The sequence below is a fragment of the Methanocella sp. genome, from assembly GCF_035506375.1.
GTDB lineage: Archaea > Halobacteriota > Methanocellia > Methanocellales > Methanocellaceae > Methanocella.
This window is the reverse complement of sequence record NZ_DATJPM010000084.1, coordinates 20,873-32,041: the sequence shown is the minus strand read 5'-3', so window position 1 is coordinate 32,041 and position 11,169 is coordinate 20,873. Positions and strand designations below refer to the sequence as shown.

The following is an 11,169-nucleotide window of genomic DNA, read 5'->3' as shown; positions in this document are numbered from 1 at the left end:
TTCGACACCTCCGACAAGCTGTTCTTCGAGCCGATCACCCTCGAGCACGTGATGAACGTCATCGAGAAGGAGCGGCCCTACGGCGTCATGGTCCAGTTCGGCGGCCAGACCTCGGTCAACATGGCTATCCCCCTCCAGATGGAGCTCAACAGGCGCAAGGATCTCAACACCATCATCATCGGCACCAGCCCGGACAACATGAACATCGCCGAGGACCGGGACCTGTGGGGCCGCATGATGAAGGAGATGGGCATCCTCCAGCCGGAGCACGGCATCGCCTACTCCACGGACGAGGCCAAGGTCGAGGCGGCCCGCATCGGCTACCCGATCCTCGTCAGGCCGTCGTATGTATTAGGCGGCCGGGCCATGGAGATCGTCTACGACGAGGCCGACCTGGAGCGGTACATGACCGAAGCGGTCAAAGTATCCCGCAAGCACCCGGTGCTCATCGACGACTTCCTCGAGGACGCCACGGAGATCGACGTGGACGCCGTCAGCGACGGTACTGACGTATTAATCGGCGCCATCATGGAGCACATCGAGGAGGCGGGCATCCACTCGGGTGACTCGGCCTGCGTCATTCCCCCGCAATCGCTCTCGAAAGAAGTGCAGGACCAGGTGCGCGACATCGTGAGGAAGATCGCGCTCTCGCTGTGCGTCATAGGCTGCGTCAATATTCAGATGGCCTATAAGGGCGGCAGAGTCTATGTCCTCGAGGCCAACCCGCGCTCGTCCAGGACGATCCCCTTCGTGAGCAAGGCGACTGGCCTGCCACTGGCGAAGATCGCCGCGAAAGCGATCATAGGCTATTCATTGAAAGAGATGGGCTACACCGAGGAGCCGAAGCCCAGATACGTTTCCGTGAAAGAAGTCGTGTTGCCCTTCGATAAGCTGCCTGGCGCCGATCCGCTGCTCGGCCCCGAGATGCGGTCCACGGGCGAGGTCATGGGCATCGACAGCGACTTCGGGGCGGCGTTCTTCAAGGCCGAGCAGTCCGCGTTCAACTCGCTCCCGCTCGAGGGGACGGTCTTCATCTCAGTAAGAGACGAGGATAAGAAGGAGATGGCCCGGCTGGCGCGGGTCCTCCACACGAACGGCTTAAAGATGATCGGCACCACCGGCACTAAGAAATACCTCGAGGCGCAGGGAATACCCGTGACGCTGATCAGCAAGGTGCACGAGGGCAGCCCCAACGTTATCGACCTGATGCGCCGGGGCAAGGTGGACCTCATCATTAACACGCCGACCTCCAAGATGGCCAGAAAGGACGGAAGCCGCATCCGGAGGGCCGCCATCGACTACGACGTCCCCTACCTGACCACCATCCAGGCGGTCCGGGCGTCCGCCGACGCCATCAACGCCATGGGTAAAAGAAAGATGACCATTCTGTCCCTCAACGAGTACCTCGGGCGCGCCGCGGCCCCGGCCCAGGTCGTCGACGCCTTCAAGACCAGGGAGCCGGCCGCGTAATAAACGTCTCACAGCATCTTTTCCCGCTTTTTTACCCGATAAATCAGAAAGGATATGTACAAGCTGCGATAATATAACCCCGGATTCGCTACTATCCAGGATTTTGTTAGACATGGACACGAAGACTATAGAGATGATGAGAATACCGTTCGCTACCGTGCTCTTCGTGGGCTCGGTCTACGCACTGTACATGTATGTCCTCAACCTGGATCAGCCTAACATCCTTGGCAATATTATGGGCATTATCTGCATCGGGGTGCTCGTCTACTCCATCGTGCTCTTCACGAACCTCGACGTGCCCATTTACAGGCTTAAATAAGCTCGCTAAATTTTAATAATTTCCTCTAAGAGTTTTTCAGCCACGAAGCGACTCTAAGCTGGCTCTAAGTTCTCTAACACTTATTAAAAATCATTGGTGCCGCCTGGTGTAATCCAGGTGCGGTTGAGACAACAATTGCTCTCAAGCGGTACTAAAGTTACACCAGGCCTAGCGGAATTTTTATTTAATCACCAGGCGGCACGGAGTTTACACCAGGCGGCACCAACTTATTTTAAAATATTTAATAATGTCTTCGTGTCACTTCAGGCCAGCTTCGAGTAGCTTCGTGGCTGAAAACGTCTTCGAGAATTCTTATAAAGCTTAGAGCGGCTTGAAAAGGGTTAAAACAGATGGGGCATTGGCTTTTCCATCGTGGGTGGGTCAGTCAGTCGACGTTTTTCGTTAAGCCCGTTTTTGTGGTGAGGTATAATTATGGCGGGCTTGGATCTTCGTGGTGTTTGAGGTGTTGCTTGCTTATTTGGGAGGAGGGAGCAGTAAACGGGTGATACTTAAAGCGATCTACTGCCGCAAGCGCTTCATGCCGTAAGAGTTTGATCTTTCCGCCCACAATTTTGGAGCCAATACCAACGTGACCAGGTGCGGGCCATAAAGGCTCGCCCTTAGCACGCTTTTTGAGTTTGCGGTTTTTTTGAGGATTTATGTCTTGTTTCCCTTTGGGGTTGATTGGATGGAGTTCGTCAAAGGGGGATGCGTCCCATGGGTCACATGGGTGAGACACTAAGAGCACTTTTTGGTATATATATGTTTCTATAGAGGCAAAATTTTTACCGGATTTTATAACATTAATATGTAAAAAATTAATATTCATGAACTTCCTGCAGGAGCGGTAACGCTCATTTAATCGCAAGTATTTTATACCCGGGTCAAAACTCTTTTTGTTGCATGTTAAAAAGCCGGCGCCGTCCGGGGCAGGCATAAAAAACTTTATCATTCCTTAAGGACGTTTTAGAACCCATATGAAGAAAGTCGTTCTTGCCTATTCCGGGGGCCTGGACACCTCGGTCTGCATTCCCATTTTAAAGGAGAACTATGGCTTCGATAAGGTGATCACGGTCACGGTGGACGTGGGCCAGCCGCCGGAGGAGATCGGGACAGCCTCGAAGAAGGCGAAGCTCATCGCCGATAAGCACTACACGATAGACGCGAAGGACGAGTTCGTCCGGGACTACATCTTCCCCGCTATCAAGGCGAATGCCATGTACGAGGGCTACGTCATCGGCACGTCCCTGGCGAGGCCTTTGATCGCGAAGAAGTGCGTCGACGTCGCTAAAAAAGAGAAGGCCGACGCCCTTGCCCACGGGTGCACCGGCAGGGGCAACGACCAGCTCAGGTTCGAGGCCGTGTTCAGGACGACCGACCTGCCAGTCATCGCCCCCATGCGGGACATGAACCTGTCCAGGAGCTGGGAGATCGAGTACGCGAAAGAACACAGGATACCCGTCCCCGTCACGAAGGCGAAGCCCTGGAGCGTGGACGAGAACATATGGTCCCGGAGCATCGAGGGAGGCAGACTCGAGGATCCGTCCTTCATACCGCCCGAGGAGATCTACCAGTGGACCCAGGACCCGCTGAAGGCCCCTAACAAGCCGGAGATCGTCTCCATCGGGTTCGGGGCGGGCGTGCCCGTCTCGCTTAACGGCAAGAAGATGGGCGGAGTTGGACTAATTATGGCGCTCCAGAAGATCGCGGGCAAGCATGGCGTTGGGCGCACCGACACGATGGAGGACCGCGTGCTGGGCCTCAAGGCGAGGGAGAACTACGAGCACCCGGCGGCGACCGTTCTTTTAACGGCGCACAGGGACCTCGAGAAGCTCTGCCTGTCCAGGGCCGAGCTCAAGCACAAGGCGAGCATCGACGAGGCGTGGGCGGAACTGGGCTACATGGGCCTCGTGGACGAGCCGCTGTACGCCGACCTGAACGCCTTCATCGATAAGACGCAGGAAAGGATCAACGGCACCGTGAAAGTCCGGCTGTTCAAGGGAAGCTGCATGCCCGTGGGCCGGGAATCCCCGACGGCGCTGTACAGCGAGGAGCTGGTCTCCTTCGACGGCAAGACGATGGACCAGAAGGATGCCGAGGGTTTCGCGAAGTTCCACGGATTCCAGGCGAGGCTTTACAAAAAATTAATTAACCAGTAGCTAATATACGGTGGTCAGCTTCATTTAAAAGGAGATAATTTTATGGCAGAAAGAATTGAGCATTGCATCTCATGCGGCGTTCGCCTCGAGGGCGCGGGCGCCGTCCGGTTCAAGTGCCCGAGCTGTGGCGCCGAGCTGGGCCGCTGCGGCAAGTGCAGGAAGCAGTCGAACGCGTACATTTGCCCGTCCTGCGGGTTCAAGGGGCCGTGACCATGGGAAAGGTTATGGCGGTCATCAGGGTCATGCCGGACAGCGTGGACCGGGACGTGAACAAGCTCATGGACGCGCTCAAGAAGGCTCTCCCTAAGAGCGCCGAGTTCAAGGGTATGCAGGTAAAGGAGATCGCGTTCGGCCTGAAGGCTATTTTAGTGGCTTTCGTGGTCAGCGACGCCGAGGGCGGCACGGAGCCCGTAGAAGCGGCGTTTTCTAAGGTCCCCGGCGTGGAGAGCGTCTCCGTCGAGAACGTGGACCTTGTATAAGCCATTTCTTTTTTATCCTTTTCTTTTCAACGCGAATAGTTTATATACTTCAAATGACATTTCAGATTTGCATTACGGGCTCTTAACTCAGGGGTAGAGTGCTACGTTCGCAACGTAGATGCCGCGGGTTCAATTCCCGCAGGGTCCACTTCCCTCATTTTATTCTTTTTGCTCTGTTTAATTTGCCGTTTGAGCTCAGAGTGCACGAGGGCATACATTAAAATCAAGATAGCTCTAAATCCATATCCAAAAACCGGAGTAGAGCCCCGTTTTTATATAATTTTCTATTACTGTAGCTGCTTATTCAGCGTGAGCGTCGAAAGCACTATCATCGCCACGGCGAAGCCGAGCAGGACCAGGATGTCGACCCAGATGTCCCCCAGGCCTACGCCCTGCACCATGATGCCCTGCAGCGCGTCGTTCGCGTACGTCAGGGGCATGATATACGATAGTGCCTGTAGATAATTGGGAAATGTCGATACGGGCCAGAACATGCCGTCGAGGAAGATCTGCGGCAGCAGCACCAGGGGGATGAACTGGATAGCCTGGAGCTCATTCTTCGCGAAGGACGAGCAGAAGATGCCAAGGTTGACCGCCACCAGCGTCAGCAGAAATTGCACGACGACTACCGCCAATACGCCGCCAGCCATCTTCACGTTTAGCACGAATATTGCGAACAGGAGGATGATGGACGACTGGATGGCCGCGAACACTAAGAACCCCAGCATGTAGCCTATGATGATCTCGGCCCGGGTGATAGGCGAGACCATGAGCCGCTCCAGCGTACCGAATGACCGCTCCCTCAGGAAGGTAACGCTGGTGAACATGAACACGAATATGAAGGCGATCAAGCCCAGGATGTACGGCGCGAAAAAGTCGATGCTCTTGTAGCCTTCCCCGTAGAGAACTTCGGCCTCCACCGAGGGCATCGCCAGGGCAGGGCTGGCGGCCGGCTGCACGGGAGCCCGGGAGCCCAGCACTTTTGCCGAAACGTTCGCGAACTTTTGGGCGATAATGCCCCCTGCCGAGGGATTATTCCCGTGTGTCACGATCTTCACGTACGACGGCTTCGAGTCGAGGACGTTGCGCGTAAAGTTCGGCGGGAAATAGATCACCCCGTCCACCGACTTGTTATTCAGCGAGGCGTTGATATCCTTTTCCTCGAGGTAGACCACGGTGACGTTATCGGAGGCGTTGAGCCCGTCCGCGATAAGCTGCGACAGGTGCTCGGTGCCCGTCCGGTGGTCCAGCACGACGCCGATAGTGATGCTGCCGGCGCTCGTCGAGAAGAAGTAGGCCAGCAGGAGCATGACGAGTGACGGAGCGGCGATGATGAGGGCCATCGTCCTTTTATCCCGAAGACACTGCGTGGCGATACGCTTGCCCAGAGACAGGATCCGGCTAGCGTCCATCGCCGCCCCCCGCGTAGTACATGTACGCCTCTTCGAGCCCGGCCTTTCCGGCCTTATCTTTCAGGTACTGCGGGGAGCCCTCGATCAGCTTTCGGCCTTCCCGCAGGAATGCAAGGCGTCCGCACCGCTCCGCCTCGTCCATGATGTGCGTGGATATGATGAGCGTGACGCCCTGTTTATTTAATTCCCGGAAGTAGTCCCAGAACTCGCTCCGGAGCCCGGGGTCGACGCCCACCGTCGGCTCGTCCATGAACATGAGCTTCGGGCGGTGCGTGAGCACGCAGGCGATGGAGGCCCGCTTCTTCATGCCGCCCGACAGCGTGCCGACGATGCTGTCCTGCCTATCCGTGAGGCGGGCAACCTCGAGCACCTCGTCGATACGCTTCTCCCTGATGTGCCCCTTCAGCCCGTAGATTGAGGCAAAAAAGCGGGCGTTCTCACGGACCGTGAGATCGTTATAGAGCGCATCCATCTGGGTCATGTAGCCGATCAGCGCGTTATTCCGGTGATCGGGCACCTTCCGGCCAAGCACCTTAACGGTGCCGGAGTTGGGGATCAGCAGGCCGCAGAGGATACGTATGAGAGTGGTCTTCCCCGAGCCGTTCGGGCCCAGTAATCCATAATTCTCCCCGTACTCGATGCTCAGGTCGATGCAGTCGAGCACCTTGAGGCTGCCGAAGCTCATGGTCAGCCCCGAGCACTCGATGATATTTTCCCCGGAAGCCATGCGCGTTCTTCCTTTAATGGCTCTTCTTCCCGAAACGCCGGACCAGCGTGGCTGACAGTCCGACCACCGCGACGAGGCATACAGCGCCCAGCACTCCGTATGGCCACCACATGTCCCACCAGGTCTTCCTTGCCGCGTGGGCTGTGACGGAAATGGCCGCTATCTGGTGCCAGTTATCGCCGTTGCGGTAGACCATGGTGAACTGCGGCGTCGAGTTATACGAGTCGCCCCGGCTGTCGACCTTGATGTCGGCCGTGTACATGTCGCCTGCCTTGAGCGTGCCGATGTAGAACTCCTGGGGCTCGAAGACGAACTCGCCGCCGGAAGCGAGGACTTTAACCGAATCTATGGGCGTGCTCCGCGGGTTGGTCACGTCAAGGCTGACGACATTATTATCCGTGCCGTTGTATGTCTCTGCATACTTGCTCACGATGAGCTGGGGCTCGTCGCTGTCGACCTGCACCCGGACCGGGTAGTTCAGGTATATCCCGGTGTCGTCCGTCCGGACCTTGAGAGTCAGCGTATACGTGCCGTCAGCCGCTGAGCTGTCAGCCTTTATGGTGAACGTGAAGGTCCCTTTGTCGCCCATGCCCATGCGGCCAACGTCGTTGAAATCCTTCGAGACGATATACATGGGAGGATCAGCGAGCAGAGTAACCTCATTCAGCAGGTATCCGCCGTCGGGCGTGTTGCTGCTCGTCGTGCTGGACACGGACGTGTGCGCCGGAGTCGTGAGGCCGTTCGACGAGCCGGCGCCGTAATTGTACGTGTCGCTGCTGGTCGTCGTGGACCCTGTGAGCGTTTTCTGGCCGTTGGCGAGCGTGACCGTGACGGTGCCCGTATCCCCGGGCATCAGCGCCGAGGGCGATATCTGGACGTCGCTGACCGATATGGAGGGCTTCCCCGAATCGGCGCTCGCCATCGCCGTGGCGAGCAGCAAAAAGAGCGCGATCGTTATCGTTAATTTCGCCGAGAGCTTCGTGGATTTCATAGACCTTTCCCCCGAGGTTTTTACGCCGGTAGTTTTAGCAATTACTACATTTGAGCTCAAACTATAAATAGTCTATGAAGAGGTAGTACTGCCTTGAACTACCGAAAAGAAACGGTTGTTCTAAAATAGAAAATTGGTTCTCGAGTTTTTTTTATTTATGCGACGTCCATGTAAATACTAGCCTATGGTAGTAAGGCAAGTAACTACTTTTTTACCGGGTAGATGGCAGGCGTATGCTCCCATATGGCCCCGAATACTATTGTCCCGAGGGAAATGACAAAAGAGTTGCTCGTCGCCAGGCCGGACATCGTCCCAGGTAAAGGCGGCACATACATGAACTCGCGCCCGTCGGCCATGATAAAAAGGAACCGCGTAGCCTGGTCGCCCTTTAAGGGGACCTGGGAAAAGTACTTCAGGATGGGCGTAAAATCGGCCAGGTCTATCTCCATCGCGTTGTGGACGACGGCGGACTTCAGCCCGTAGCGCTCCGGTATCATGGCGTCGTCGGAAAAGACCAGCAGCTCCACGGCCACGCTCTTCCCGCGGAGCAATTCCAGATATCGGAGGCGGTCCTGCGGCATCAGGATCTTCAGGGACTTTTTCGCCTTTACCAGTAGCTCCTCGATGCCATAATCGATGTTCCTGTCCCCGTAGACCGTCCAGATCGCGTCGGTCGTTTCCTGCTTTACCCGGCTCTTCTCCAGCTCTTCCAGTTCCAATAAAGCGTTCTCTTCTGCTTTCCGGTGGACGTCCATCATGTGCTTCAGGGCAATCTGCGGCGGCGTCGCCCGGTAAATGGCGGGCTTCGCGTTCACCACCTGCACCAGGCCCTTGTCCATCAGGGTCTTCAGGCTCTGGTATACGCTGGGCTTGGGAGCGTTCAGGAATTCGTAGATCGGCTTGACCTCGCTCCTTTCGAAGAGGACGAGCGCCGAATAGACCTTGGCCTCGTACTCGGTAAGCCCGAGCGTCTTCAGCGATTCGATGAGGTCACCGGGTATCGTGTTCATAGTAGTTTATAATGATACTACTCTGAGTACTCTTAAACCTTTCCCAGTTTCGCAGCACGTGAGATAAGCTATATTTAAGCTATTTCCGATTGTCATTATCGGTGATAGGATGAAGAAGAGCGAGCTATTCGAGGCGACCCTTGCAATACTGGTCATCATTCTAGCCTTCATGCTCTGCCTGGCCATACTGGGAGGGACCGGCGTCTCGGACCAGTGGGCCATTTCGGGCCCCGTGGCCCATACCGGCTTCTGGGTCTACGATAACATGTACACGCCGGGCAACGGCGTGCTGTATACGGTGGACGGAAGCTCCATCTATGCTATTGGCCAGGACGGTAAGGTCATCTGGACCCTGCCTATCCCTGATAAGTACAATATCAACACGAATTGTGAGAAATGGACCGGCATGGCCGCTGCTGCCGACAGCGGGGACTTCTACATCGTAGTCGGCCCCGGCAATCAGCCCGAGAAAGGCGAGCTTCTCGCCATCGGCCCCGACGGTAGCGCCCGGTGGATAGCGCCGCTCACGTTCGGCCTGGGCCAATACACGTTCTCCCCGCCCGGGCTGCTGGTCAAGGACGACAGGATATACATTCACCACTACCGGAACCAGATCATCCTGGACTCGAACGGCACTGTGCTATTAAACATCTACGGTGTGACGGAGCCGGCCACGATAGACGATGCCGGTAACATGTACATTTATTCGAAGGATAACGGCACCATCGAGTCCTACGACCGGAACGGGTCCATGCGCTGGAGCCACAGCTCCGGCGAGTATAACGTCAGCTTCCTGTCCGGCATAAACGTCGAGCAGCCGTATTACAATAATGGTACGCTCTACGTGTGGCTAAGCAGCGGCATAATGGGGAACGGTGTAATGGCGCTGGACTCCAATGGCAACAAGCTCTGGGTGAAAGAGTACCCGGACGAGTACACCTGGCCGGACTTCGATACGACATTCGATAGCCACGGGAACCTGTATTTACGCCACGATAACTTAGGGAGCGACCAGCAGGGCGACTTTAACGGCTCCTACATGACCATGATCCGGCCGGACGGCACCGAAGTGACCGGCGTCAAGCACTACGAATCTTACATTAGCGACATCAAGGGCTTATCGAACGGCATATACTACCAGATGTTGCGGGTCACGCCTCCCGGCGTGAACGACACGCTGAATGCCGACTACTACAAGGACCCGGGCACCGTCGAGTTCATCCTGACCCAGGCCGGCGGCAGCTGGAAGAACTATCGTAACCTCAGCCAGCTGGATACGTACGCCGTCAGGGCAACGGATATTACCACGGACGGGTCGCTCTGGGATACGACACTCCCCCTGTTCCCGCATCGGGTCGCCCTCAACGCCTCTAACATCGGCCTGGTCATGCCGCCGTACCTTGACCTGAGCTACGCGGCCAACGAGAATAAGGTCAAGCCCGAAGGCTGGTACAAGAATAATAACGTGCCGAATGGCACGAAGGCCATCGGAAGCTGGACGGATATCGAGCTCATGCCAGGGAATAACATCACCTACGTGAGCATGTGGACCATCAACTACGAGGTGCCCACTTTCTACGGCCAGGCGAAGGCAGCCTACTCGGGCGGCATCTATGCGCTGGATAAGGACGGCAACCTGCTCTGGGCTAAGCCCACCGGCTCAAGGGTCACGGACATGAAGGAGGTAAATGGCACAATCTATTACGGCACCGACGACGGCAGGCTCTCTGCCACGAAAATCAACCTGGCGGCCGGCCTGGTCCTTACGGCGGCCATTTATTTATTCATCCGCTTCTTCATGGCCGGCGCCGTCACCCGCGCCCGGGGCAGGATCAACGGCAACGAGAACCGCAACGTCGTCTTAAAATATATAGCCGATAATCCCGGTTCCGGCCTCTACGATATCTCGAAGGGGCTGCGCATGAACATCGGCACGGTCCGCTATCATCTGCTTATCCTGGGCATCAACCATCGCATTATATCTTTTAAAGCGGACGGCAAGCACGTACGCTACTTCACCAACGGGGGCTCATATAAGCCCGAGGAGAGGTATTTAATATCCCTGATGAAGCGCGAGTCCATGAGGCGGGCGCTCTGTGCCCTGGCAGAAAACCCCGGCATGTCGAACAGGGAATTATCTAAAAAGCTAAACCTCGGCGACAGCGCCACGAACCGATACATGAGAGAGCTCATGGACCGGGGCATCGTGACCAATGACCCGGCGGCCGAAGGGCGGACTTCTTACTTCATCAAGGACGAATACAGGTATAAGATTTCCGCGTTCATTGGCAAAATGGGCGATTGCTAAGTCACACATTATTTTTTAATTTACATATCTTTGAGTCACTTCAGGACCGCTTTTAGTCGCTTCGTGGCTGAAAAATACTTAGAGCCGGCGTATAATGTTTGGAGGAAATTTAGCAGGGCGGCGCCGATACGCTCAAAGAGACGATCGTGAAGTAACGCTTTTTGGATTATGGATAACCATAAGCTTTATTTATATGAATGCAGCTATTGAAGTTGCATCAGCCGGGATGGGGTAGTTGGCAATCCTCTGGGACTGTGGATCCTTGGAGCCGGGTTCGAATCCCGGTCCCGGCCC

General features: G+C 56.0%; 11 protein-coding genes and 2 tRNA genes. 8 read left to right on the top strand and 5 right to left on the bottom strand.

From position 1 onward, the window contains the following. Positions 1–1,470: carbamoyl-phosphate synthase large subunit (gene carB, locus VMC84_RS11770; RefSeq protein ID WP_325380874.1), on the top strand; the 1,470-nt coding region annotated here is incomplete at its 5' end. A gap of 112 nt (positions 1,471–1,582) precedes the next feature. After that, entirely contained in the window at positions 1,583–1,789 is a 207-nt protein-coding gene (locus tag VMC84_RS11765) for a hypothetical protein (protein WP_325380876.1), read from the top strand. Between the two features lie 430 nt (positions 1,790–2,219). Here VMC84_RS11765 and VMC84_RS11760 read toward each other — a convergent pair whose 3' ends face one another. Continuing rightward, complete coding sequence (locus tag VMC84_RS11760; RefSeq protein WP_325380872.1) at positions 2,220–2,726, bottom strand: hypothetical protein; 507 nt, start codon at positions 2,724–2,726, stop codon at positions 2,220–2,222. Positions 2,727–2,766: 40 nt separating this feature from the next. Here VMC84_RS11760 and VMC84_RS11755 point away from each other — a divergent pair, with 40 nt between their 5' ends. The 4 genes from VMC84_RS11755 to VMC84_RS11740 all read left to right on the top strand — a co-directional run bounded on the left by VMC84_RS11755 (position 2,767) and on the right by VMC84_RS11740 (position 4,575). Continuing rightward, positions 2,767–3,948 (top strand): argininosuccinate synthase, encoded by a 1,182-nt coding sequence (locus VMC84_RS11755; RefSeq protein WP_325380870.1) that lies wholly within the window; start codon positions 2,767–2,769, stop codon positions 3,946–3,948. Positions 3,949–3,990: 42 nt separating this feature from the next. Beyond that, entirely contained in the window at positions 3,991–4,158 is a 168-nt protein-coding gene (locus VMC84_RS11750; RefSeq protein WP_325380868.1) for an HVO_2753 family zinc finger protein, read from the top strand. A 2-nt stretch (positions 4,159–4,160) separates the two neighbouring features. Beyond that, complete coding sequence (locus VMC84_RS11745; protein WP_325380866.1) at positions 4,161–4,427, top strand: elongation factor 1-beta; 267 nt, start codon at positions 4,161–4,163, stop codon at positions 4,425–4,427. A 76-nt stretch (positions 4,428–4,503) separates the two neighbouring features. Beyond that, positions 4,504–4,575, top strand: a tRNA-Ala gene (locus VMC84_RS11740). A gap of 139 nt (positions 4,576–4,714) precedes the next feature. On the opposite strand, the gene VMC84_RS11735 is transcribed toward VMC84_RS11740, so the two are convergent. From VMC84_RS11735 to VMC84_RS11720, 4 genes are all read right to left on the bottom strand, one after another. Beyond that, the gene (locus VMC84_RS11735) at positions 4,715–5,839 is read right to left on the bottom strand and encodes an ABC transporter permease (RefSeq protein WP_325380864.1); all 1,125 of its coding nucleotides are present in this window, start codon (positions 5,837–5,839) and stop codon (positions 4,715–4,717) included. Next, positions 5,829–6,566 (bottom strand): ABC transporter ATP-binding protein, encoded by a 738-nt coding sequence (locus tag VMC84_RS11730; protein WP_325380862.1) that lies wholly within the window; start codon positions 6,564–6,566, stop codon positions 5,829–5,831. The genes VMC84_RS11735 and VMC84_RS11730 overlap by 11 nt, the downstream gene beginning before the upstream one ends. 13 nt (positions 6,567–6,579) lie before the next feature. Next, positions 6,580–7,557, bottom strand: a complete 978-nt coding sequence (locus VMC84_RS11725; RefSeq protein ID WP_325380860.1) for a hypothetical protein — start codon at positions 7,555–7,557, stop codon at positions 6,580–6,582. Positions 7,558–7,760: 203 nt separating this feature from the next. After that, entirely contained in the window at positions 7,761–8,567 is an 807-nt protein-coding gene (locus tag VMC84_RS11720) for a TrmB family transcriptional regulator (protein ID WP_325380858.1), read from the bottom strand. A 109-nt stretch (positions 8,568–8,676) separates the two neighbouring features. Here VMC84_RS11720 and VMC84_RS11715 point away from each other — a divergent pair, with 109 nt between their 5' ends. Both VMC84_RS11715 and VMC84_RS11710 read left to right on the top strand, forming a co-directional pair. After that, on the top strand, positions 8,677–10,875 hold the full coding sequence (locus VMC84_RS11715) for a winged helix-turn-helix transcriptional regulator (protein WP_325380856.1): 2,199 nt from the start codon (positions 8,677–8,679) through the stop codon (positions 10,873–10,875). Between the two features lie 220 nt (positions 10,876–11,095). Then, positions 11,096–11,168 (top strand) — tRNA-His (locus VMC84_RS11710). The last annotated feature ends 1 nt before the right edge of the window (position 11,169 follow it).

Excerpts from the sequence above, each read along its gene's own strand:
- VMC84_RS11725 (WP_325380860.1), bottom strand. The coding sequence starts at position 7,557 with ATGAAATCCACGAAGCTCTCGGCGAAATTAACGATAACGATCGCGCTC.
- VMC84_RS11750 (WP_325380868.1), top strand. The coding sequence starts at position 3,991 with ATGGCAGAAAGAATTGAGCATTGCATCTCATGCGGCGTTCGCCTCGAG.
- VMC84_RS11755 (WP_325380870.1), top strand. The coding sequence starts at position 2,767 with ATGAAGAAAGTCGTTCTTGCCTATTCCGGGGGCCTGGACACCTCGGTC.
- VMC84_RS11735 (WP_325380864.1), bottom strand. The coding sequence starts at position 5,839 with ATGGACGCTAGCCGGATCCTGTCTCTGGGCAAGCGTATCGCCACGCAG.
- VMC84_RS11745 (WP_325380866.1), top strand. The coding sequence starts at position 4,161 with ATGGGAAAGGTTATGGCGGTCATCAGGGTCATGCCGGACAGCGTGGAC.
- VMC84_RS11720 (WP_325380858.1), bottom strand. The coding sequence starts at position 8,567 with ATGAACACGATACCCGGTGACCTCATCGAATCGCTGAAGACGCTCGGG.
- VMC84_RS11760 (WP_325380872.1), bottom strand. The coding sequence starts at position 2,726 with ATGCCTGCCCCGGACGGCGCCGGCTTTTTAACATGCAACAAAAAGAGT.
- VMC84_RS11730 (WP_325380862.1), bottom strand. The coding sequence starts at position 6,566 with ATGGCTTCCGGGGAAAATATCATCGAGTGCTCGGGGCTGACCATGAGC.
- VMC84_RS11765 (WP_325380876.1), top strand. The coding sequence starts at position 1,583 with ATGGACACGAAGACTATAGAGATGATGAGAATACCGTTCGCTACCGTG.
- VMC84_RS11715 (WP_325380856.1), top strand. The coding sequence starts at position 8,677 with ATGAAGAAGAGCGAGCTATTCGAGGCGACCCTTGCAATACTGGTCATC.